This is a genomic window from Fortiea contorta PCC 7126 (genome assembly GCF_000332295.1).
Classification (GTDB): domain Bacteria; phylum Cyanobacteriota; class Cyanobacteriia; order Cyanobacteriales; family Nostocaceae; genus Fortiea; species Fortiea contorta.
This window is the reverse complement of record NZ_KB235930.1, coordinates 3531738-3555793: the sequence shown is the minus strand read 5'-3', so window position 1 is coordinate 3555793 and position 24056 is coordinate 3531738. Positions and strand designations below refer to the sequence as shown.

The following is a 24056-nucleotide window of genomic DNA, read 5'->3' as shown; positions in this document are numbered from 1 at the left end:
CATAAATTATTTCTTTGGTAGACACAACTGCTGCACTTTTTGAGGAAGTTGCTGACACAGACGCTGCAATCCTTGTGGGTTAACTTGTAACCAAGCAAATAACGCCAAACCAGCACCGCCTAAAAGCAAGACCAAGATTCCTCCCAGCAGCGACAACTGCTTACCTCTACTGGATTTTTTCACTGGACTAGGAGCTGTTTCGGCTGTGATATCGACATCCAGCACCACTGGTGGCGTATCAACCAAATCAAATTCTATCTCTGAGTCCGACTCGACAATCTCCACCGGTAACTGTAAGTGAGTCATAGATACCAAATACTCACGGGAGACACTGCAATAAGTCATCACCAGTGAAGTGTTATCGTGACCATTTTTTTGGTTAGCTAAGTTAATCCAGTTACGGACAGCATCTTCTAAAGCAAGTTTCCCAGTTAACACAGGTACTGCGTAATCTTGCCAAGATTGTTCTACCCAGTCGTTGTCACTTAATCCATCAGAACACAACAGCAAAATGCCATCTTCTTCTAGAATAAATCGCTGAACTGACAGCCTGAGAGTTTCCGCATCCTTGGTTCCCAAAGCTTGAGTCAGCGCCGCCGCATCTGGTTTCTGTAGTGCTTGACGATACAAGCTGCGAGCCAAGCGGACTTCCCGCATCGCCACATCATCATCCACCGTCAGTCGCTGACAATAGTTGCGAGTAATCCAATAAGCACGGCTATCGCCTACATTAGCTAAATAAAGCTCATGGGCGTTTTCTGATGGTTGTCCAGAAAGCATCTCCACTTGCTGGGGTAATTGCAACCCCATCACCAGAGTTGTCGCCATCCGTTCCCTACCTTGGCGTTTTTGTTCATCATTACGGGCGCTGATGACATTGTTCACCACCCGCAAGCTAGCTTCTAGTTGTTGTCCTAACAAATCTGGGGGTACTAGTTCAGTTTGTGCGGCTACTTCCGCTAATAATGCCTGAATTTGTAACTTTAAAGACCTGAGTGCTAATTGACTAGCTACCTCACCGCCTTGATGTCCACCGATACCATCGCACACCATCGCCAAGCGCGTAGCTAATGGGTCATCCAAATTACCCCAAGAATTCGGATAACATGCATCCTCATTTTGCTTCAGTTCACGGCCAGTATCTGTAGCTCCCGCTACTTCCAGATTTAATGGCAATTCAGCCGCTGAGGATAACAATAAAGCGTTGAGTTGATTGCTAATCTCTGCAAAATCCACCTCTGCATTGCTCATCTGCTGCAGGATGTTTTTTAGCCTTGGAGCCACTGATATTTTGGCAGATGCAATCCCAGGTTGCCAAGATTGCCCCAAATCTCGCAAAGTCGGCTGTATACTTTGTGGCGGGTAAAGTTCCAGTAACCGCACACACCAGCCTTGGACTCTCAAATTCTCTGCAATTAATAAACTATGAGCAATTCCTAATTCTGATAAACATGACCACAGTTGCAGAATTTGCCACAGCCAGTAAACTTGTCTCACGGCTGATGCTTGCATCCATGCATCAGCGAGTGTCGGGTAAATGCGTCCGTTGTGGTCTATCGGTGCATTTTCTAGCAAGAGAATATCATCTGCACCCGCTGCAGGCAAACGAGTAAACCCATATGGTTGAGGGATATGTAACTGCTGTTGATATAATTTGAGGTAGGGAATAGCTACCTGTGGTAAATCTTCGGGAACATCTGGCGTTAATCCTGGTTGCGTATCCAGCCATATCTGCTGTGTAATAACTTCATACCTGTGAGCAACATGAGTATTTGGAGGAATTTTCGCAGCCAAAGAGCCAGTAGCCCAGAGATAGCGGTGAACTAAAGGAGTTTGGCAATGAGCACAAACACGATTACCCACAGAATTAATGGGATGTTGACAATCTGGATTTACACAATAAATTGTTTGTTGAGTAGAAATCATAACTGGCGTTTGGGAGCTAGAGTCTCAAAAATTACAAATAACCAATAACATTCATAAAAATCGATGTCTAAAATATCATGATTTGGTTTCAGGAAACGGCCAGATGCCAAATGTATCTATATTTTGTATAAATGCATGTGTATGGATTTAGTGTCTAGGATGACGCTATGCAAAGTTATACCTTAATCTGGCTCTTGGCGGGAGCCGCTTTGTGTTTCACAGAATTGTTTTTACCGTCAGCCTTTGTCGCCTTTTTGATGGGAATTAGCGCTTTGGTGGTGGCGCTACTGTCTGGAGTGGGTTTAGTAAGTTTGTGGTTACAAGTTGTGGTTTGGTTATTGCTTTCCACCTTGCTAGTTCTGGGTTCTCGGCGATTCGTCAGACCGCTACGACGCTCAAAAATTCAGGATGCAACTATAGCTGAAACATTAACGGAGATTCCACCAGGGAGAACAGGACGGGTACTGTATGAAGGTAATTCTTGGCAAGCAAGATGTGATGATGAAAAATTGAGCATCCCCCACGACCAAAGGGTTTATGTAGTCCGCAGAGAAGGGACTACGTTGATTGTGATACCGCAAGATATTTTATAGCAGGGGCTAGGGAATGGGGAATATGAGCGATTCATGTTCCTATTTCTTGAATAATTTAGGAGATTAAATATGGAAACGTTACTGTTTTTGATATCTTTGGCTTTAGGTGGTTCTGCTTTAGCAACTTCGGTGAGAGTGATTAATCAAGGTGATGAAGCCTTGGTGGAACGATTGGGGAGTTACAATAAGAAGCTAGAGCCGGGGTTGAACTTTATCACTCCTGTTGTTGATAAGGTTGTTTATAAACAAACCATCCGGGAAAAGGTTTTAGATATTCCTCCACAACAGTGTATTACCCGTGATAATGTGTCAATTACTGTGGATGCGGTGGTTTATTGGCGCATTGTGGATATGGAGAAGGCTTATTACAAGGTGGAAAATCTCCAGTCGGCGATGGTGAATTTGGTGTTAACGCAAATTCGCTCAGAAATGGGACAATTAGAGTTAGACGAAACTTTTACAGCGCGATCGCAAATTAATGAGATTTTGTTGAGGGATTTGGATATTGCTACCGACCCTTGGGGTGTGAAGGTGACACGGGTGGAACTGCGAGATTTGATTCCCTCGAAAGCGGTACAGGAATCGATGGAATTACAGATGTCCGCAGAAAGACGCAAACGGGCGGCGGTTTTGACTTCCGAGGGCGATAGAGAATCTGCAGTCAATAGCGCCAGAGGTAAAGCTGATGCACAAGTTCTCGACGCCGAAGCTAGACAAAAGGCGGTAGTATTACAAGCAGAAGCCGAACAAAAAGCGATCGTCCTGCGCGCCCAAGCTGAACGCCAACAACAAGTTCTCAAAGCCCAAGCTGTAGCAGAATCTGCAGAAATCATCGCCCAAAAAATGAAAACTAATCCCGAAGCCCGAAAAGCACTGGAAGTTCTCTTGGCTTTGGGCTATCTGGATATGGGTGCAACAATCGGTAAAAGCGATAGCAGCAAAGTGATGTTTATTGACCCACGGACTATTCCCGCTACTTTAGAAGGAATCAAGTCTATTGTCTCTGATAGTCAGCCAATCCCTAACGTTAATAATAATCGCCTTTAGCAGCGAGATAGCGATCGCGGCGCTGGGTAGCTAGACCGAAAATCAACTATAGCGATTCCCATTTACGTGAGGTAAAGAATTATATCGCACACTGTAGGGGCGAACAACCGTACTCCGAAACGGAGAAGCAAGCTACGCCCTTACGGGTATACTCATCCTTGCCTGTTCCCTGCTACATATACTGACATTAGCAAATTTTGGGATAAACTAATGCCATCATCTGAGGTGTAAACAATGGCAAGGTTAGGGTTAGGGCGCTTATTTTCGCTGGGTTTTATTAGTGGCTGTTTTTGTTTAGGTGTTGGTATCGGAGTTTTCATGCGACTGGGACAAGAACAGCGTTCAGATGCAGCTACGACTAATGAACAACAACTACCATTTGTCACTCCGAATAATCAAGAATCTCCTGGCGACACCATCACTATTAAAGCTGTTGGTGATGTGATTCCTGGTACAAATTTTCCTAACTACAGATTACCCCGGTTTACCCATCAGCTATTGCCGAAGTCAGTCCGCAGTTATCTACAAGGTGCTGATATTTTATTTGGTAACTTTGAAAGTAGTTTAACCACCTATCCTTACACAAGCAAAGATATTAGTCGAGGACAAGTTTTTGCTTTCCGTTCCCCACCTGCGTATGCCCAGCTATTCGCTGATGTTGGGTTTAATGTGTTTAATATGGCTAATAATCATGCCATGGATTTTGGCACTGTGGGGTTTCAAGATACAAAAAAGAATCTTGAAGCTGTGGGTATTGCTACATTAGGTCATAAAAATCAAATTCTTTATTTGGAAGCTAATAAAATTCCCGTCGCCATGATTGGGTTTTCTGTTTATGAAATGTATAATTCTGTGCATAATTTGTCAGCAGCCCAAACGCTCTTAGCCGAGGCCAAAAAAAACGCCAATATTGTGATTATATCGATGCACGTCGGGTCGGAAGGAACGGGGGCATTAAATGTTAAAAACCAAACAGAATTTTTTTATGGCGAAAACCGTGGTAATGCGATGAAATTTGCCCGGACAATGATTGATTCTGGTGCAGATTTAGTTTTAGGACATGGACCTCATGTGCCACGAGCCATAGAAATTTATAAAGGAAAAATAGTCGCTTACTCTTTAGGTAATTTTCTCGGATATCGGACTTTATCTACTAATGCTCAAACTGGATATTCGATGATTTTAGAAGTTAAACTCAATCCATCTGGAGATTTAGTCGCGGCTAAAGTTATTCCTATTCATCTGAATAAACAGGGAATTCCGCAAGTTGATCAACACTTCCGTACTGTCGGACTTGTGCGTTACTTAAATAATCAGGATTTCCCCGTTGAGCCAGTGCAGATTAATAAAAAAGGTGAACTGATTGTGTTGAATAATAAATAGAAAATGCACTGTATAAATCTGGTACCCATAGAGATTGGTCAACAAGCAATGTTGAACGGTGGATGGTTGATAGTCAACCGTAATTTTACTTAGTTTTTACTATCCTCTGCTCTATCAGTTAGTACCTAACTTAATTGAGTGGGATTGCTTGGGTGATGGGTGAATAAACTCGTTACATTTTGTTACATAGTCTGTGATATTGACGAATTCAGGCTATCGAGCAGTTTTTGCAGCTTTTACGGAATGTCTCTTTTAGCGTTAGAAGTTAAGTTGGCGAGTTAAATTTTAGCAATTGTCACTTATTTCAATTGTTAGCGCTAGGATATCTATGTCTTTTTTAGTAGTATAAATATGTCCACAACTTTTTACGTAAATCCAGGTACAGGCAGTAACACTAATCCTGGTAGCCAAGTAGCACCATTCAAAACGATCGCTCAAGCTCTCAAAGTTGCCACTATCGGCAGTAAAATTCAACTAGCAGATGGTAATTACAACACCAGCAGCGGCGAAGTTTTTCCTTTATCAGTCCCCGCAGGTGTCGTAATCATCGGTAACGAAGCCACCAAAGGTAAAGGTATTCTGATTGAAGGTAGCGGTAACTATCTCAGTCGGACTTTTGCTGGTCAAAATGTCACTTTTGTGATGCTTAATGGCGCAGAATTACGAGGAGTAACTGTAACAAATCAAGCTAGCCGTGGTACTGCTGTTTGGGTGGAGTCGAGTGCACCGACTGTTGCTAATAGTACTTTTACCTTATCTAAGCGTGAGGGAGTTTTTGCCACTGGCGACGCTAATCCCACAATCATTGGTAGTGTATTCTCTGAGAATGCTGCTAATGGTATTTCTATCGCTAAAAATGCCAAAGGACAAATTCAAGGCAATACTTTTTTTAAAACAGGTTTTGGCATTGCTATCAGTGATGCAGCTTCACCAACACTGATAGATAACAAAATATCTGAAAACCGTTCGGGAATCGTGGTTTCAGGTAGTGCGCGCCCTGTACTGCGGAATAATTTCAGTGAAAAAAATACTGACGATGGTTTGACGGTGATTGCCAATGCTTTTCCAGATTTAGGCAGTGCTAATAACCCTGGTGGTAATATCCTACGCAATAACGGTAAGTTTGATTTGCAAAATGCCGGCGCTAATAAGCTGATTTCTGTGGGAAATCAAATAGATCGCGCTAAAGTTACAGGCAGTATCGAGTTTGCTGATACTTCAGTACCCACGCCCACCCCAAATCCTACACCAAATCCCACCCCAAATCCCACTCCAAATCCCACTCCAAATCCCACTCCAAATCCCACCCCAAATCCCACCCCAAATCCCACCCCAAATCCCACCCCAAATCCCACTCCAAATCCCACTCCAACACCAAATCCCACCCCAAATCCCACTCCAACACCAACACCCATATCCACTGATTTAACTGATATTGGCAATCATTGGGCAGCAGCATTTATTGCAGAATTAGTCAAGCAGGGAATAGTCAGCGGTTTTCCAGATCGCACATTTAAACCGGATGCGACGGTGACACGGGCACAGTATGCTGCGCTACTAGTAAAAGCTTTCAATCCATCTGCCAATCGTGCTGTTGTCAAATTTAAAGATGTGCCAGCAGACTTTTGGGCATCGAAGGTAATTCAACAAGCATACCAAGGTTTATTTCTCTCTGGGTTCCCTGATGGCACCTTCGCGCCTAACAAAAATATCCAGCGCGTACAAGTGATTGTCTCGCTGGTGAATGGATTGGGGTTAGCAGGTGGTGGTACTACTACTGTCAAATTTGACGATCAATCGAAAATTCCTGACTATGCTAAAGATGAAGTAGCAAAAGCCATCAATAAAAAGATTATTGTCAATTATCCCAACCTCAAGCTGCTCAACCCTACCCGTGACGCGACACGAGCTGAGGTAGCGGCCATAGTCTATCAGGCTTTGGTAGACGCTGGACGGGTAGCGGCGATCAAGTCGCCTTATATTGTGAGTGCTTGATTTATCTAATCTTGCAGCGTTGTCGTTTCATAGAGACGCGAAATTTTGCGTCTCTACAAAGTTTGCAATCCTCATTCCACACCCTGACAAAACTCGTCTACCCAAGAAGCTAGACTGCGGGCATTGGTGGGAGGTAATTGTATAGTTTTATCAAAACAATTCTGCAATTGCATTTTTATCGGTTTACCGTCGTGGGGAATTTTGATAGCTATACTCAGTGATGAGAGATTTTTGTGATTGGTTGGCAATGATGGTACTGTTTTAGTCGTATGAGTCACTTGATTATGTATTGCTAGTGATGTTCCTCTCGGAGGATCTTCAAAAGGCGATCGCACAGGTTTTTGGGAACGTGTCCTAGAATTAGGTTGATCAGCTAGCATCATTTTGGTGGGGGATGCGCGATTAGCTGTGCTAGGGACAGAAACTGATGTTACGAGTGGGCGATCGCTATTCACTTTAGCAGCAACTTTCACAGATGACAAAACTTTTGTTTGCCGTGCAAAACCTTGTCCAGGTTGATAATCATTTACCGCCATTGATGGTACGAATTCATCCTCAAAATTCTTTTCTGCTGGAGAATTATCAACAACTGGTTGTGTAATCTGCACAAATTCTGGTGATACTAATTTTAGTTCTTCATCGGGATTAAAATTTAGACCCAAGGCGGCAACAATCTGATCGGGATTGTTACTCAAATCCAGAATAAAAGCTAATATCTCATCAAATTGCGGTTCTAAAACCGACAACGTAGCCAAGATAAAACCAGATGAAGGACGCCGCAAACCCCCATAATTGCGCCAAATTCGCAGCTTTACTAACCAAACACGATTTTGTTGGTAGTAATTCAGCCACTTGATTTTCAACGATTGACGTAGCTGCTGAATGTTCATCAAATGCCTCGCTTCAGTCAACAAAGAATGTAGAATTTATCTGCAGGACTTACGCAACTGGCGCACAAATCTTTCGGTATGAGAGTCAACCCTTAGACTACGCTCAGAGCAAAGAGTCAAGATTTTTTGTACTTTTAACTTTACCCTCTACGCAAAAAATATCACACTTACGTAAGTCCTCATCTAGTTTCCCAGAAAAAAGTACCCCCACTTCCAATTCCTCTATCCCATTCATTTTGATGAGTTTGTAGTGAGGACTAAAGTCCTTGAATCTGAAAGCACTAAAGTGCTGACTACAAACCGATCAAAACTTTTGGGACACACCCCTAACCCCCAATCCCTGCTACAACAAAGAAAAGACTCTGCGAAACCTGTGAAGAAACGAGTTACCCTCACTTTTCCTAAACGCGCTATCCAAATGCCAGTTACCTACCGACTGGCGAAAGAGTTCAACGTGGCTGCTAATATTATCCGTGCTCAGGTTGCTCCCAATCAAATTGGTAAGCTAGTATTAGAACTTTTGGGCGATATTGATCAGTTAGATGCGGCTATCGAGTGGATGCGATCGCAAAATATCAATGTTTCCCATACCTTGGGTGAAATCATCATTGATGAGGATATCTGCGTTCATTGTGGTTTGTGTACTGGGGTTTGTCCCACCGAGGCCTTAAGTCTCAATCCAGACACATATAAGCTGACATTCACGCGATCGCGCTGCATTGTCTGTGAACAATGTATCCCCACTTGTCCTGTACAAGCAATATCAACTAATTTGTAAATTTTTGTTATTTGTTTTTACCTGTCTCTCCATCACCCATTCTCAACTCAAACACGTCCGCTACTACGCTAGCTTCTCCTAGTAATCTGGTCGGGGCTGGTGAATCGTAAATTATTAACAATGCGGGCTTCTCGGCTATCTGATGAAAAAGTGTCATCCCCTCAGCATGATCTTCTCTATGTCCAAAGGGAATATTTTGGATAAATTCTGGGTAATGGAGAAGATTTTCTGCCATTTTCGAGGCGTTTTGCCAGTGATAAACTTGCACCGGGCCATCTAAATCCATTGTCGGCCCAGCTAAAATCAACAAGTTTTCTCCATCTAAGCATAAATCTCTAATTCCTAAGCCGTTGAGCCAGAGAAAATGTTTTTTATAATTTTTATTTCCTTCACCAATTAATCGTAGTGTCATCAATCCTAAGTTAGAATTTTCTAACTCTATTTCCAAAATAATAGCCCAACCCCGCAATACGGGGCCGCGCAAACCTAGAAATATCCGATTTTGATCTATAGCTATTCCTTCGATGTCAAAACCATTATCTTTTCCAGGAATAGCTGCTTTCACAAAAAATCCCAAATGAGGATCATCTGCTAAAGCTGTCATGAGTACATTACCTGTAGTTGTCAACTCTAGTTTGGCTGCAGTCAACAACAAATCTGGGTTTTGAGGGTGTGGATAAGATGCAAATAATTGACCATTAATCAGGGGAATTCGTCCTAGGATATAGCGGTTTGGTTCTGTGGTAACTTTTGTTAATCTTTGAATATTTTTGATATCAGGGTGTTGGGGTTTAGGCTTTTTGCGCTTGTAGCTATGGGAACCAACAAACCATAAGTAATTATCTGCATAACTCAGTCCTTCTATATCAATCTCTTCGTCTTCTGGCGCTGGTAAAGGAATAAATTCTGATACCTTAAATTGTTGATGATTTGTAAATTTACCAGTGTCTGCTAAAGAGAGTCTTTCAATAGTTGAGGTTTCGTCTGAGCCAAGCCACAATTGCTTTTCAGGCATTAACAATACTGCTGAGAGGTCTTTTCTATGTTCCTGAAAACTATTGGTAAATTCTAAGATGACTTGATGGCTAAAAGATGAGTTATACATTTGAGAATCTATCTCAGTAATTGGTGGGGATGAACTAAGTTTGTGTGATAACTAATACTTAATTCATTAATTTTCTTCAAAATTCTTTACTTCTATACATAATACAAGATAGGTAAAAAAATAGCGATCGCCCGCAAGAAATACAACTGTAGGATATGGAATAACTTCAAAATAATCTTTCTTCATGGCAAAAAACGTCAAAAAAAGCCTCAAGAGATAGATGCAAATTTTTAACTAATGCTATGATGCAGTAATTGATGAAGTATGAAGCAGCTAAAAGTACATGAAATTAGCTACAAAACCCACAACACAAACTCTTGGTGATTACGCCTACCAAGCCATTGAAAAACATGTTAAAAAAACCTTGAAGTGGGAAAAGTCTGTTAAGAAAGATGAAGATCCAGAAGCCTTACACCAAATGCGGGTGGGAATGCGGCGTCTGAGAACTGCGGTGAGTAGATTTGGCACAGCACTAAATTTTCCCAAGCCTGTTAGTGATAAAAACATTGGTAAAATAGCTCGACGTCTGGGCAATCTTCGAGATTTAGATGTCCTCAAAGCCACCTTAGAAACTGATTATAAACCCCATTTATCGTCAAAGGAACAAAAACATTTACAAACAGCCTTTGATGCTCTAGCTAAACAACGGGTACAGGCACTTTCTACAGTGCAAACAACTTTAAAAGATGAACACTATAAATCTCTAAAACAGGGATTGCAAGAGTGGTTAGCCGCACCAAATTATCACTCATTAGCGTCTGTTGGTATCCAACAAGTTTTACCGGATTTACTCTTACCAGAAGTTAGTACTTTTTTACTTCATCCTGGGTGGTTGATGGGGACTGAATTCCGAGAATCAGAATTGACAATTTGCTCAAATTGGGAAGCAGAAAAAATTGCCGAAAAACTTAACAGTGAAGGCGAAATTATTCATGACTTGCGAAAACAAGCTAAACGTGTAAGATATCAAATGGAGTTATTTGCTGAATTATACGGTGAATCTTACGCAGCTTATATTGCCGATGTGAAGAATATCCAAGATGTTTTGGGAACTCTACAAGATAGCGCGGTATTAACTGATTGGCTTGAGGATGTATTAGAGTCAGATATGAAAAATCATCTGACTGGATTGAAGAATTTATTAGCAGAAAAGCGTTACAAATTATGGCAAGAATGGCAACCTTTGCAAGAGCGATATTTAAAAGTCGAAAGTAGACATGGTTTTCATTTAACAATACTGCATCCTTTAGAATTATCTGCTAATTATGAAGCTGAAACTAGCGAGCAGACAGTTGAATAGGTGCTTCCAGAGACAACACATATACACTGCTTTGACCAATTTGCACAACACGAGTGTTTTCTGCAGAACGCAAGCCAGAAACGATTCCGATCGCACTACCTAACATTGCGCCTCGGTCGAATTGTTCCGGATCTCCATTGCTCAAAAAGCCTAAAGTACTACCTGTAAGCCTACCCCAAACAGAACCATTTTCTACAGCTTTATCATTAGCTCGTTTCTGGGTAATGGTATTACCAGGAATCATTTGACTTGAAGCTTTAATAGCGACAATTCGACCATTCACCACCAACGATTGAGCAACTATTTTTGCACCCCCATTTGTAGGTTTGAGGATAATAGTAACTGGGGTATTTTCTGGTACAATTACATTACCTTGAGCATCTTTAATAGCACTAGCTAAAGGAAGCGTCAGTGGAAAATCCTGTTTTTGCCCAACATCCACAGTCACGGGCGCGGGAAATGAGACAATAATTGCTGTATCCTGAGGAATAGTGATTGCTGACGATTGGGGCTGGACGGTAGGTTGGGATGGAACTGGTTGAGCACTAGCAGGTAGTGTCACAGCGCCTAACAAAGAGATTGAACAAGCAAGACTGAATAACATTTGTGCTTTCATGACCGTCGCTTCCTTTGATTTGAGTTGTGTTTTCTGGGTTTGTATCCCTTCACTCAATCAATAGGTTTGCTGTTATCGGTTTATGCACTTTTTATCTAGTGGGGCTGTAGCTTCAGTGAGTATACCAAAACAACTACTTGCACTACTCGGCTACAAAGCTTGTCAGTGCTGCTTTTTGCTAATTATAGCAGGGAACTCTTAACTCTTAACAGGTTTAGAAGTCGCGTTGTGTAAGCGTTTTATCTTTAGTTTATGTCCTAACCTATGTGGCTACAGCTATACAGATCACCAAGCGATCGCCAAAATTTGACACTTGCGTCTAACTTCGCATTTTGCTAAGATTAGCATCATCTTTTTAAAAAAAGAAAATTTAGTTGATGAGGAGAGCAAGATTATGTGCATTTTTTTATATGTAAATAAAATTTTATGCGTATTATTACAGAAAAACGACTTAAACAAGCTTATGAAAAATACCCTGATGCTGAACCTGGTATACGCGCTTGGAAAAAGCTTGTAAAAGAACAAGCCTGGAATAATTTTGATGATATTAAAACTACTTCCCTTTTTGCTCCAGATGCAGTAAAAAACTTCGTCGTCTTTGATATTGGAGGTAATAAATATAGATTGTTAACTTGTATTAACTACAAGACTAAGGCTATATATATTCGTAAGTTTCTAACTCATGCAGAATACGATAAAGATAAGTGGAAAAATGATGAATGGTTTGATAGCTAGCCTTTAATTAGAGCTACTATCAAGCAAGTGTAACTAGGAAGGCTCAAGCTTCAATCTTAGTTTTATCTTGGAAAATTGGAATATACCATAATGATGAAATGTCAAACAAAACTACCTACACAGAATTGCTAACAAGTTTTCCTCCCCGCCCCATAAAATCTGAATATGATTTTGAAAAAACTCAGGCAGTTATTGATAGATTGCTTGACAAAGGAGAGTTAACAGAGGAAGAAGAAGACTATCTTAATTTACTAGGAATGGTGATTTATGAATATGAATCACAGCAAGATTTAGTTGCAGATGTTTATGGGGTAGACCTTCTCAAGGTTTTAATTGCTGAATTAAATCTCAAACAAAAAGATTTAGTTCCTATTTTTAAAACTGAATCAATTGTTTCTGATGTCCTAAAAGGCAAGCGTAAGTTAACAGTTGAGCATATTCAAAAACTTGCTGATTTCTTTAAAGTTTCGCCTGCTGTATTCTTTCCTGTGAATTTCTCAGATGGAGACTTTTTGGAAGTAGCTTATACCAATTCACGAAAAAGTTGATACAGATAGATTTCTCGTAGGGGCACGGCACTGCCGTGCCCCTACCAACTTGTTTGTATCATTATTAAAGTGAAATGGTATTAGTCTACACAATCAAGCATCTACGCCAAAAGACGGGTTTAAGGCGGTTCGCTTGCTTATTCGCCTTAAACCAGCGCTAAATAATTCATCAAAAAACCACCATCAACGATCGCGCAACAGCCAATACCAACCAGAACCTCGACGGGTAAGCCAGGAGTCGTTAAATTCAGGATGATCAACGGGGAAATCAGAGAACTGGGCGTCGTCTCTTACTTGAATTTTGACATGGCGACAACTACCTGCAACTTCAATTGTAATATTTTGCTGGCGATCGCCCCAATTTGGCTGCAATAAACTTTCCCTAATTAATCGGCGATGGCGATTCCCATCTTTTTGTTCTTGAGGAGCGCAACGCACTCGCACCACAGAGTTATCATGGGGCTGATCCAGCAAATAGGGCAAAATTTGCGAATCTCTATTTGTACGGGCTGGGTTAGCAGATGAGGGAGTTGACGCGGTGGTGAAAACCGCTGCAGACAACAATAAAGTTGTCCCAAGATGAAAAATCTTTGTTGTTAGAGGATACATAAAGCAATTGCCAGGGCATTGACCCCGGCGTCAAAGAATTTTAGATTTTAGATTGGGGATTTTAGACGAAAAATCCTCACCATGACACCTTTCCAGATATCTATAGATTATTTGTTATCTAGCAATTGATTCACTTGCTGTCCGCGACGACCAGTTTTAATTTCATAACGACGGGTCAGGTTGTCTTGAAAATTCATATCTCTAGCCGCAGCCGAGTTCACAAAAGCGTCGCAATTCTTTCCTTGAACTACTGTTGATGAACTGTTGGTTTTTTCTTCGTTGCGGTTGCTGGTGCTCGCGTTAGAACCACTGTTATTTTGGCTACCTTGACTAGCGCCGCTACCGCTGACACTGACAATTCCTAAAAAGCTACCACCACCGCCACCACCATTATTGTGGGTTTTGGCAGAACTAGAGCGAACATCGTTTGAGGTTGCTAAAGCGAATTTGCTAGAACTGCTGCTAGTGTTGCTACCCAAACCGACATCACTACACAAAGCGCGGGGGTCATTTGCCAAAGTTTTTTGATCAACCCAAGATTGCTGGTCGCCTAAACCTTGAATTTCCGAATTACCATTGGGAGTATTGGGAGTGCTGGGAGTAACATTACCTGCTGCAGGTTTGACAACAGCACCGGGTTGGAAGATGCTACCAGCAGGCTTAACTGCATCAAAAGGCCCAGCGAAAGCTGGTAGTGTGGAAGTGATCAGAGCAGTAGCGGTGAGCAAGGAACTGGTGAAGTAACGGAAGTTCATAATCATTCTCCTAAAGTTTCAGTGTTGTTGTGTTTGTTGGGTTGTAACCCCTTCACTTACTCAATAGGTTGAACTTTTTTGTTTATGCAGCTCGCAGCAAAGCTGAAGTATGAAGTATGAAGGATGAAGGATGAAGTATGAAGTATGAAGTCTGAAGTATGAGGTATGAAGTCTGAAGTCTGAAGTCTGAAGTCTGAGGAGGGGGAAGTGTGGGAGGTGTGGGAAGAGGGGGAAGCTTGGGAAGACGGGAAAGATTACAAGCGGAAGCATAAATTCTTTAATTCTTTTTCTCCCCACACTCCCCACCTCCCCACCTCCCCACACTCCCCACACTCCCCACACTCCCCACACTCCCCACACTCCCCATCACCCCATCACCCCACCTCCCCATTCCCCATTCCTTTTCAAAAGCAGCCGCTAATCATCCCAGCAAGCAAGATAAAACCAATCCAGACGTTTTGACGGAACATTTCACCGTAAGCTGAGTTGGGTAAGTCTTGTTGTCGCAATCGCCAAGATTGCCAAATCCAGCCTGCGGATGCAATTGCGAGGCTCATCCAAAAGGCGATGTGTAGGTGGGTGGAGATACCTAAACCAGCGAGTAAAGCAACTGTACCTGCAAAGAAAATTGCTATGGCGAGGGGAGCGTAATCGCCAAAGAAAAGGGCGCTGGATTTGATGCCGATGCGGCTATCATCTGCTTTGTCGCTCATAGCATAAACTGTATCAAATCCCAATGTCCACAATACGGTTGCGCCCCAAAGTAACCAAGTCGGTGGAGACAGGGTTTGTGTAACTGCACTCCAGCTAATCAATACAGCAAAGCCCCAAGCAATGGAGAGTATGAGTTGGGGAACGGGGAATACTCGCTTGGCTCCGGGATAAAGTAAAATTACAGGTACTGCTGCGACTGATAGCCAGAAACTCAGGGTGTTTAAATAAAAGGCTAAGACTGCTGCACACGCTAGAGCAACGATCGCCACAATAATTCCTACTTTAATTGATAATGTCCGTGCGGCGAGCGGGCGATCGCGGGTTCTTTCTACTTCTGGATCAATATCTCTGTCCCATAAATCATTAACTACACACCCCAATGCACTTGTGGCGAGAGTTCCCAACACCATCACTCCGACTAAGGGTAGAGGTGGTTTACCTGCAGCGGCCAAAAATACAGCCCAAAGGGCGGGAATCATTAAAATCAACCGACCTTCCGGTTTATGCCACCGCAAAAGCCGGATAATTACCAACCATACAGGTTCCTGGTTTTGTTCTGGCGTCCTCAGCATAAAAATTAAATAACTGCTTGCTGTCGATGATTTAACTCATCTTTATATCTATACAATATTTTTATTTGCTATTTGTAAAATCACAGCCTAAAATGGCAACTTTGAATACAGCCAAATAGTCACTTGAGAGTTGTTTGGTGCAGGGTGAGTTTTGAGGCGTTAAGCCATTAAAAACATTGGTTTGCCATTATTAATAGTGCCGATTATCCATACACACCTTATATAGAGAGAAATCTCAATGCTGAATTTAGTATCAGCTAACGCTTTGAGTGTCCCGACTCAAACAGTTAAGCGACAACAAATTATTGCTGCAATTGACTTGGGAACCAACTCGCTGCACATGGTTATTGTGCGGATTGAACCGACGCTGCCATCTTTTAGTATTATTGCTAAAGATAAAGAAACTGTGAGACTGGGCGATCGCCATATCGCTACTGGGGAACTAAAAGCAGAAGTCATTGACAAAGCGATCGCTGCTATGCGACGCTTCCAAGAAGTTGCAAAAACTTTGAATGCGGAAACCATTGTCGCTGTCGCTACTAGTGCTGTGCGCGAAGCTCCTAATGGTAAAGATTTTTTACACAAAATTGTCGATGAGTTAGGTTTATGCGTTGATTTGATTTCTGGTGAAGAAGAAGCCCGCAGGATTTATCTTGGTGTGCTGTCGGGAATGGAATTTCACAACCAACCCCACATGATTATAGATATTGGTGGCGGTTCCACAGAAATTATTTTAGGCGATAGCCATGAACCGCGTACCCTCACCAGTACAAAAATTGGGGCTGTGCGTCTCACCAGCGAGTTAATTAATACTGACCCGATTAGTGACACTCAGTTTCAATACCTCCAAGCTTATACGCGGGGAATGTTAGAACGTTCTGTAGAAGAAATCCAAGCTAATCTGCAATTGGGAGAAACACCCCGGTTAATTGGCACTTCTGGCACAATTGAAACCATAGCCCTGATGAATGCACGAGAAAAATTAGGCTATATTCCCTCTACACTCAATGGCTATCAATTGAGCCTCAACGACTTGCAAGATTGGGTAAATCGCCTGCGAAAACTGACAAATGTCGAACGGGCAATGATACCCGGTATGCCAGATAAACGGTCAGAAGTTATACTGGCAGGTGCAGTAATTTTACAGGAAGCTATGACCCTTTTGGGTTCTGAATCAGTCACAACGTGCGAGCGTTCTCTGCGAGAAGGTGTAATTGTGGACTGGATGCTAGCCCACGGTTTAATTGAAGATAAACTGCGGTTTCAAAGCTCGATTAGAGAACGCAGTGTGCTCAAACAAGCCAACAAATACCAAGTTAATTTAGAGTATAGCGATCGCGTTGCTAAATTCGCCATCAGTTTATTTGACCAAACACAAGGCACATTACATTATTGGGGTGGAGAAGAACGGCAATTACTCTGGGCGGCGGCGCTACTGCATAACTGTGGTCACTATGTCAATCATTCATCCCACCACAAGCATTCTTATTATCTAATTCGCAACGGGGGATTACTCGGTTACACAGAAACAGAAATCGAAATCATTGCCAATATAGCGCGCTATCACCGCAAATCGCCACCCAAGAAAAAACATGAAAGCTTCCGCAATTTGCTCACCAAACAGCAGCGACAAACAGTCAGTCAATTGAGTGCGATTCTCAGATTAGCAGTAGCTTTAGATAGAAGACAAATTGGCGCGATCGCCAGAATTAAGTTTGAATATTACCCGCAATTTCAGCAGTGTAATTTACTAATTTTTCCAGCTAAATCTCACGATGAATGTGAGTTAGAAATGTGGAGTTTAGATTATAAAAAAGGAGTATTTGAAGAAGAATTTGGCGTGAAATTAGTAGCTACCTTAGAGCCGACTAATGTAGTGAGCATTAGCTAAAATCTTAGAGACGTTGCTTTGGCTGCGTCTCTACAATTTATTTTTGCATATTTATGACGGCGATCGCTCTTTCACAGACAACCAATTTTAGTTAACAAAAAGGCAAATTCCTTTCTCAAAATGCCTAATCGCTCTCTCATTTCCGTAAAATCAGCAAGTAAACCGGGGTTTGCTTACTCATTTGCTGCAAATTCTTGCTCATTTCAGTAGAATCAGCAAACAAACTCAGGTTTGCTTACTCATTTGCTGCAAATTCTTGCTCATTTCAGTAAATCGCGTATATATCACGATTATTGCTTGTAGCAAAAGCAGTGATAAATTTGCCAAAATTCCCTCAGGCTGATTAGTACGGTTGTTTTTAAAGTAAAAATGTTAACCTTACTAACTGAGAAGTGCGGATTATGGCTCGGAGAAAAAGAAGTTCTTCAATGCTACAAAAAGCAGTCCTGCGTGCGGCTGGAATCAGTTCCATAGACCCAAATTTAGATTTAGGCAATGGACTCAACCTACTGGCTTACTCAGCTTTAATTGAGACAATGCGAACAAAAGAGAATGCTTACAACAGCGCTCTTTCCAACCTAGATAAGTTATACCGCGAAATGCTGCAAACAGAGAAAGAGTTGGGAGATATGACAGAACACATGCTGATGGGTGTTGGTAGTCGGTATGGAAAAAGTAGTGTAGAGTATGGTATGGCGGGAGGAGTTCCCAAAAACCAACGCCAAAGAAGACTGCGAGGTGAGTCCCCGACCGCTAATTCACCACAACCGCCAATTGTTTCTTTCAATGGAAACGGTAATGGTAAGAAACCAGCAGCCGCAAACTAGGATATTTGCCATAGCGCACATTTGCTAAAGCATAAATCAGGCGATCGCTTGTAGTATATTATGAAATGCGATCGCCAAATCTATGTAGCTAAACTTAAACTAATAGATTAAGAGAGAAAAACAACAGGGCTACATGATGCAAATCACCGTTGAGGTATCTGAGGAGCTAGGACAGCAATTACAACAGTTCCCAGACCGCTTACAAGAGATAGTAGAACGCGGTCTTCAAGAGTTGTTGAGCGAACAATCTGGCAATTTTCTTGATGAGAAAGAGATTATTGCATTGTTGGCGAGTCAGCCTACACCAGAACAAATTCTAGCAATTCTACCTTCACCAGAATTCCAAACTCGTGTGAGTAATCTGCTCGCACAGAGTAAAACCGGAACACTCTCAGCGAAAGGTGAAGCTGAACTAGAACGCTATCTAACCATAGAACATCTTGTCCGGATGGCAAAAGCTCATGCATTACTGAATAATTAAGCCTTTGACTTTAATTTTGAGACAATTGAAAAAACTACTAACTCTCTAATTGCTTCTCTCTATCCAGCTTTTCCTGAATCGCTTCACGACAGAACTCAGCAGGGTTCTCCTTAGCTTTCACCTCTTGTTTCATCTCCCTAGTGACACGAAAACTCAGATTGTCGGTCAATTCTTGACTAGGTTGATTGTGGAAGTTCTGGGGATTACCTTTTGGATTCGGCATTGTTGAGAAACATAAATATAGCTTGTTTCGCTGCGCGCAGCGAAATAAAGTGTTTAATTGGTGGTTATCTCCCCTGGAAAAGTTGTTAACCACCAATAATCCAATTAGAAATGGACACTTTCATTTTATGTTCACGAGAACCGAATTAGAACTGTTGGCGATTCCACAGTTGAAAATTCTCTGTCACCGCTACGGGTTGCGCCTAACTGGTAGCGCTGCTCACAAAGAAAACTACATTACCACGCTAATGGCGTTCCCGACACTGGCTTTACAACAGTTAGAACAAGGTAGAGGTTTGAGGAGACTGTCATTCACTAACTGCGAAAACATTGGTATTGCGCTGGATGAGATAAATACACCGACATTAGAACAGTCAGCGCTGATTAGAATATCTTTGGAGAACAGAAGAATGGAATATCCACACAGATATCAGCAAGAGAGACTGTTAGCGTTGTGGAGAGCTAAGAATTACCTTGAACAGGCAATAGATTTACTGGGAATGCAATAACAGCATATACCTGATGATATCTTGACTGCATTCCTGAAAATGGAGTGCTTTTTTATATTATCCCGAAGCGATCGCCCTGAGTATATTATGAAATGCGATCGCCTGACTTTAATTTTGAGACAATATAAAAAACTAACTCTCTAACTGCTTTTCTCTATCCAGCTTTTCCTGAATCGCTTCATCACAGAACTCAGCCTCAGATTCTGCGAGACACCACAATCTTAGATTTGGCGGTAGCTTACTCGCACAATTAGGTAAAATTATTTAAAGTAATTTTTACATCTCTTAAACAAAGGCATCAGCAAACCCATGCAGCTGAAACTTAGTGCATCACGATTACCCCTAACCACAATACTTCTCATCGCCCCGTTCTTTCTGTGGGGAACGGCGATGGTAGCGATGAAAGGAGTTTTACCCCACACCACACCGCTATTTATGGCGGGAGTGCGATTGTTACCAGCGGGGGTGTTAATCTTGATGGCAGGAGCACTCATGGGTAAATCACAGCCCCAAAGTTGGATGGCTTGGCTGTGGATTGCCATATTTGGGATAGTGAATGGAACTCTTTTTCAAGGCTTTTTAGCAGAAGGATTAGTCAGAACTGGAGCAGGTTTGGGTTCGGTGATGATTGACTCCCAACCTTTAGCCGTAGCTTTATTATCGTTATGGCTATTCCAAGAACGCATTGGGTTTTGGGGATGGCTAGGATTGGGATTGGGAGTTTCCGGTATCAGTTTAATCGGCTTACCGGATGAGTGGATTTTGCATTTATTTACTGCTCCCGTTCATCTTACCATCGGCAACTGGCAGCAATTATTAGATTCTGGCGAGTGGTTGATGTTGTTAGCAGCTTTGTCGATGGCGGTGGGAACAGTATTAATTAGGTTTGTGATGCAGTATGTTGACCCAGTGGTGGCGACAGGATGGCATATGATCATTGGTGGATTGCCATTGTGGGCGATGTCGTCGGTGTTTGAAACTCAACAGTGGCAAAATCTCACAATATCCGACGGTCTAGCTTTAGGATACGCTACAGTCTTCGGTAGTGCGATCGCTTACGGATTATTTTTCTACTTCGCAGCTAGCGGTAGTCTCACCAGTCTTAGTTCCCTCACCTTTCTGACGCCTGTCTTTGCGCTGTTATTCGGGAATATCTTCCTCCAAGAAATTCTTTCTCCTTTGCAGTGGGTGGGAGTAGGTTTAACTTTAATCAGCATCTATTTGATTAACCAGCGTGATACCCTAGCTGGGGAAAAAAGTATCACACAGAAAGCTGAAGTATGAACCCTGTGGCAAAATTTATTAGAGTCCTTCCAACCTAGTTTTCCCAGCATGACCGCAACTATTCCGAATCTTCCGAGTCTTTATGAACCCTTCGCCACAGAAGCCAAATGGCAAAAATTCTGGGAAGAAAACCAAGTTTACAAAGCTGACCCCAACAAAGGTGGTGAACCTTACTGCGTTGTCATCCCACCACCTAATGTTACTGGTAGTTTACACATGGGTCACGCTTTTGAAAGTGCGTTAATTGACGCCCTTGTCCGCTACCATCGAATGCAGGGACGTAACACTCTATGGCTACCGGGAACTGACCACGCGAGTATTGCGGTACAGACAATTCTGGAAAAACAACTCAAAGCAGAGGGCAAAACTCGCTATGATTTGGGACGAGAGCAATTTTTAGAACGTGCTTGGCAATGGAAAGCAGAATCTGGAGGGACAATTGTTAACCAGTTAAGACGCTTGGGTGTGTCGGTTGACTGGTCGCGGGAAAGGTTTACTCTGGATGAAGGTTTATCACAAGCGGTGGTGGAAGCGTTTGTGCGCTTGTATCAGGAAGACTTAATTTATCGCGGTGAATATTTAGTCAATTGGTGTCCAGCTTCCCAGTCAGCGGTATCGGATGTGGAGGTGGAAAATCAAGAAGTTAATGGTCATCTTTGGCATTTGCGCTATCCTTTAACTGATGGTTCTGGTAATGTGGAGGTAGCGACGACTCGACCAGAAACAATGTTGGGTGATACTGCAGTGGCGGTGAACCCCGAAGATGAGAGATATCAGCATTTAATTGGTAAAACTGTCACTCTGCCAATTACACAACGAGAAATTCCCATTATTGCAGATGAATTTGTTGACCGTGCATTCGGTACCGGTTGCGTGAAGGTGACTCCAGCTCATGACACCAATGATTTTGAAATGGGTAAGCGTCACCATCTGCCGTTGATTAATATTATGAATAAAGACGGCTCCTTGAATGCTAATGCGGGAGATTTTCAAGGACAAGACCGCTTCGTGGCGAGAAAAAACGTGGTGTCTCGCTTAGAAGCTGAAGGTTTTTTAGTCAAGGTGGAAGATTATAAGCATACCGTTCCTTACAGCGATCGCGGTAAAGTTCCTGTAGAACCGCTGTTGTCAACTCAGTGGTTTGTGAAAATTCGCCCCTTGGCTGATAAAGCTTTGGAGTTTCTCGACCAGAAAAATTCACCGGAATTTGTTCCCCAACGCTGGACAAAGGTTTATCGGGATTGGTTGGTGAATTTGCGAGATTGGTGTATTTCTCGTCAATTGTGGTGGGGACACCAAATACCCGCTTGGTATGCTGTCAGCGAAACAGGTGGAGAAATTACCGACTCCACACCCTTTATCGTCGCCCATAATGCAACTGCAGCTTGGGAGCAAGCAAAGTCACAATTTGGGGAAAATGTCAAGTTAGCCCAAGACCCAGATGTTTTAGATACTTGGTTTTCTTCGGGAATTTGGCCGTTTTCTACTTTGGGCTGGCCGGAACAAACCCAAGATTTATCCACCTATTACCCCACTACCACCTTGGTGACAGGTTTTGATATCATCTTTTTCTGGGTAGCCAGGATGACGATGATGGGTGGACATTTCACGGATGCAATGCCATTTCAAACTGTTTACATCCACGGTTTGGTGAGGGATGAAAACAATAAAAAGATGTCAAAATCAGCGAATAATGGCATTGACCCGCTGTTGCTGATTCAAAAATATGGCACTGATGCTCTACGCTATACCTTAGTCAAGGAAGTCGCAGGAGCTGGTCAAGATATTCGTTTAGAATACGATCGCAAAAAGGATGAATCATCATCAGTGGAAGCTTCCCGCAACTTTGCCAATAAGTTGTGGAACGCGGCGCGGTTTGTGATGATGAATTTAGATGGACAAACACCACAACAATTAGGTCTACCCCAGCCTACAGAATTAAGCGATCGCTGGCTACTTTCTCGCTATCATCAAGTAGTGCAACAAACCACCGACGCCATCAACAACTACGGTTTAGGAGAAGCAGCCAAGGGACTGTATGAATTTATTTGGGGAGACTTTTGTGACTGGTATATTGAACTGGTAAAATCCAGATTGCAACCCCAAAACGAAACTGTGGAGGGCGCGTCTGATGCATACCAAGCATCACGACGAGTCGCTCAACAAATGCTCGCCCATATTTTAGAAGGGATTTTAAAACTTCTGCATCCTTTCATGCCTCATATCACCGAGGAGATTTGGCAGACTCTCACCCAACAACCAACAACATCGCCGCAAATCTTAGCATTACAAAGCTATCCCCAGACCGATTATAACTCGATTAATCCCGAACTCGAAACACAATTTGATTTATTAATCGGCACCATCCGCACCATTCGCAACCTCCGCGCAGAAGCAGATGTCAAACCAGGGGTGAAAGTAACAGCGAATTTGCAGAGTGAAAACGCCAAAGAGAGACAAATCCTCACCGCCGGACAAACATACATCAAAGACTTAGCGAAAGTAGAAAATTTAACCATAGATGGCGAGCAAAACAGCCTCACAGTCATTATTCCGCGTCCCAAGCCTAACCCCTGGCGTGGGATTAAAGCAATTGGTTTAGCGATCGCTCTCATTATTTACACTAAACTAGGTTACACCGCCGTAGACGCAATCGACGAACTACCCGCCGTCGGAACATTATTTGAAGCCGTTGGTCTTGTTTACACAACTTGGTTCATCACGCGATATTTAATACCAGCGCAATCTAGACGCGAATTTTGGGCACAATTATTTTCACCCACTCATAATCAACCGATACCACCTACCCCACTACCACAATTACCACAACCCCAAGTACCTGAAAACTCCATCGCCGGCGTCATCGGTACAGTCCAAGTAGTCATTCCACTCACAGGTGTAGTAGATATTGAAACAGTCCGTGCCAAACTAGAAAAAAGCCTGAAAAAAGCCGAAGCCGAAGTAGAATCTCTCAGCGGGAGGTTAAACAACCCAAATTTTGTCGATAAAGCAAGAGCTGATGTTGTCCAAAGTGCGCGAGATGCTCTCGCAGAAGCCGAAAAACAAGTCGAAATTTTACGCCTACGCCTACTTAGCTTACTATAGCTGCAATTGGTAACTATCACAAAAAAAGGGAACACCATTCCCCGTTCCCTTTTTTAAGTGAATTATGAATTAAAAACATATGTAAATTTCATAATTCACAACTCATAACTTATGATTATCGCCCTTAAAAAAAATTAAAAATTATGTTTGGGATTTTAAACTTCCAATTGG

22 protein-coding genes are annotated in these 24056 nt (G+C 42.4%); 14 read left to right on the top strand and 8 right to left on the bottom strand.

The features are described 5' to 3' along the window. Positions 1-6: 6 nt before the first annotated feature. On the bottom strand, positions 7-1926 hold the full coding sequence (locus MIC7126_RS0116310; protein WP_017654233.1) for a 4-Cys prefix domain-containing protein: 1920 nt from the start codon (positions 1924-1926) through the stop codon (positions 7-9). A 167-nt stretch (positions 1927-2093) separates the two neighbouring features. Between MIC7126_RS0116310 and MIC7126_RS0116305 the strand changes: the two genes are divergently transcribed. The 4 genes from MIC7126_RS0116305 (at position 2094) to MIC7126_RS0116290 (ending at position 6944) form a co-directional block, all read left to right on the top strand. Further along, a complete protein-coding gene (locus tag MIC7126_RS0116305; protein ID WP_017654232.1) occupies positions 2094-2519 on the top strand; it encodes an NfeD family protein in 426 nt (141 codons plus the stop codon). Positions 2520-2588: 69 nt separating this feature from the next. Next, entirely contained in the window at positions 2589-3566 is a 978-nt protein-coding gene (locus MIC7126_RS0116300; RefSeq protein WP_017654231.1) for an SPFH domain-containing protein, read from the top strand. 234 nt (positions 3567-3800) lie between these two features. Beyond that, positions 3801-4949: a CapA family protein gene (locus MIC7126_RS0116295; protein ID WP_017654230.1), complete on the top strand. Its 1149-nt coding sequence runs from the start codon at positions 3801-3803 to the stop codon at positions 4947-4949. A 351-nt stretch (positions 4950-5300) separates the two neighbouring features. After that, positions 5301-6944, top strand: coding sequence for a DUF1565 domain-containing protein (locus MIC7126_RS0116290; protein WP_017654229.1), 1644 nt, complete (start codon positions 5301-5303; stop codon positions 6942-6944). 71 nt (positions 6945-7015) lie between these two features. Here the strand turns inward: MIC7126_RS0116290 and MIC7126_RS0116285 are convergent, their stop codons facing one another. After that, on the bottom strand, positions 7016-7834 hold the full coding sequence (locus MIC7126_RS0116285) for a DUF5331 domain-containing protein (RefSeq protein ID WP_017654228.1): 819 nt from the start codon (positions 7832-7834) through the stop codon (positions 7016-7018). A gap of 373 nt (positions 7835-8207) precedes the next feature. On the opposite strand from MIC7126_RS0116285, the gene MIC7126_RS0116275 reads away from it, so the two are divergent. Next, positions 8208-8612 carry an NIL domain-containing protein gene (locus MIC7126_RS0116275; protein ID WP_026100311.1) on the top strand — a complete coding sequence of 135 codons (405 nt, stop codon included), beginning with the start codon at positions 8208-8210 and terminating at the stop codon, positions 8610-8612. A gap of 7 nt (positions 8613-8619) precedes the next feature. Here the strand turns inward: MIC7126_RS0116275 and MIC7126_RS0116270 are convergent, their stop codons facing one another. Then, positions 8620-9717: a DUF3616 domain-containing protein gene (locus MIC7126_RS0116270; RefSeq protein WP_017654225.1), complete on the bottom strand. Its 1098-nt coding sequence runs from the start codon at positions 9715-9717 to the stop codon at positions 8620-8622. Between the two features lie 283 nt (positions 9718-10000). Between MIC7126_RS0116270 and MIC7126_RS0116265 the strand changes: the two genes are divergently transcribed. Further along, a complete protein-coding gene (locus MIC7126_RS0116265) occupies positions 10001-11017 on the top strand; it encodes a CHAD domain-containing protein (protein WP_017654224.1) in 1017 nt (338 codons plus the stop codon). On the opposite strand, the gene MIC7126_RS0116260 is transcribed toward MIC7126_RS0116265, so the two are convergent. Beyond that, a complete protein-coding gene (locus MIC7126_RS0116260) occupies positions 10995-11633 on the bottom strand; it encodes a hypothetical protein (RefSeq protein ID WP_017654223.1) in 639 nt (212 codons plus the stop codon). The two genes, MIC7126_RS0116265 and MIC7126_RS0116260, sit on opposite strands and share 23 nt — an antisense overlap. 426 nt (positions 11634-12059) lie before the next feature. Between MIC7126_RS0116260 and MIC7126_RS0116255 the strand changes: the two genes are divergently transcribed. Both MIC7126_RS0116255 and MIC7126_RS0116250 read left to right on the top strand, forming a co-directional pair. Beyond that, a complete protein-coding gene (locus tag MIC7126_RS0116255) occupies positions 12060-12368 on the top strand; it encodes a type II toxin-antitoxin system HigB family toxin (RefSeq protein ID WP_017654222.1) in 309 nt (102 codons plus the stop codon). A gap of 125 nt (positions 12369-12493) precedes the next feature. Continuing rightward, positions 12494-12916 (top strand): helix-turn-helix domain-containing protein, encoded by a 423-nt coding sequence (locus MIC7126_RS0116250; RefSeq protein ID WP_338010316.1) that lies wholly within the window; start codon positions 12494-12496, stop codon positions 12914-12916. A gap of 183 nt (positions 12917-13099) precedes the next feature. Here the strand turns inward: MIC7126_RS0116250 and MIC7126_RS0116245 are convergent, their stop codons facing one another. The 3 genes from MIC7126_RS0116245 to MIC7126_RS0116230 all read right to left on the bottom strand — a co-directional run bounded on the left by MIC7126_RS0116245 (position 13100) and on the right by MIC7126_RS0116230 (position 15566). Further along, on the bottom strand, positions 13100-13525 hold the full coding sequence (locus MIC7126_RS0116245) for a hypothetical protein (protein WP_017654220.1): 426 nt from the start codon (positions 13523-13525) through the stop codon (positions 13100-13102). Positions 13526-13632: 107 nt separating this feature from the next. Next, a complete protein-coding gene (locus tag MIC7126_RS0116240; protein WP_017654219.1) occupies positions 13633-14280 on the bottom strand; it encodes a hypothetical protein in 648 nt (215 codons plus the stop codon). Between the two features lie 404 nt (positions 14281-14684). After that, positions 14685-15566 (bottom strand): 4-hydroxybenzoate solanesyltransferase, encoded by an 882-nt coding sequence (locus tag MIC7126_RS0116230; protein WP_017654217.1) that lies wholly within the window; start codon positions 15564-15566, stop codon positions 14685-14687. Positions 15567-15804: 238 nt separating this feature from the next. Here MIC7126_RS0116230 and MIC7126_RS0116225 point away from each other — a divergent pair, with 238 nt between their 5' ends. The 3 genes from MIC7126_RS0116225 (at position 15805) to MIC7126_RS0116215 (ending at position 18765) form a co-directional block, all read left to right on the top strand. After that, entirely contained in the window at positions 15805-17457 is a 1653-nt protein-coding gene (locus MIC7126_RS0116225) for a Ppx/GppA phosphatase family protein (RefSeq protein WP_017654216.1), read from the top strand. A gap of 401 nt (positions 17458-17858) precedes the next feature. Continuing rightward, on the top strand, positions 17859-18284 hold the full coding sequence (locus MIC7126_RS0116220; protein ID WP_026100310.1) for a hypothetical protein: 426 nt from the start codon (positions 17859-17861) through the stop codon (positions 18282-18284). Positions 18285-18417: 133 nt separating this feature from the next. Continuing rightward, positions 18418-18765 carry a hypothetical protein gene (locus MIC7126_RS0116215; protein WP_069108563.1) on the top strand — a complete coding sequence of 116 codons (348 nt, stop codon included), beginning with the start codon at positions 18418-18420 and terminating at the stop codon, positions 18763-18765. 37 nt (positions 18766-18802) lie between these two features. Here MIC7126_RS0116215 and MIC7126_RS0116210 read toward each other — a convergent pair whose 3' ends face one another. Continuing rightward, positions 18803-18988, bottom strand: a complete 186-nt coding sequence (locus MIC7126_RS0116210) for a hypothetical protein (RefSeq protein WP_017654213.1) — start codon at positions 18986-18988, stop codon at positions 18803-18805. Positions 18989-19037: 49 nt separating this feature from the next. On the opposite strand from MIC7126_RS0116210, the gene MIC7126_RS0116205 reads away from it, so the two are divergent. The 3 genes from MIC7126_RS0116205 (at position 19038) to MIC7126_RS0116195 (ending at position 23885) form a co-directional block, all read left to right on the top strand. Next, positions 19038-19496 (top strand): hypothetical protein, encoded by a 459-nt coding sequence (locus MIC7126_RS0116205; RefSeq protein ID WP_017654212.1) that lies wholly within the window; start codon positions 19038-19040, stop codon positions 19494-19496. A 309-nt stretch (positions 19497-19805) separates the two neighbouring features. After that, positions 19806-20780 carry a DMT family transporter gene (locus tag MIC7126_RS27740; protein ID WP_040629820.1) on the top strand — a complete coding sequence of 325 codons (975 nt, stop codon included), beginning with the start codon at positions 19806-19808 and terminating at the stop codon, positions 20778-20780. A gap of 48 nt (positions 20781-20828) precedes the next feature. After that, the gene (locus MIC7126_RS0116195; protein WP_017654210.1) at positions 20829-23885 is read left to right on the top strand and encodes a valine--tRNA ligase; all 3057 of its coding nucleotides are present in this window, start codon (positions 20829-20831) and stop codon (positions 23883-23885) included. Positions 23886-24056 lie beyond the last annotated feature (171 nt).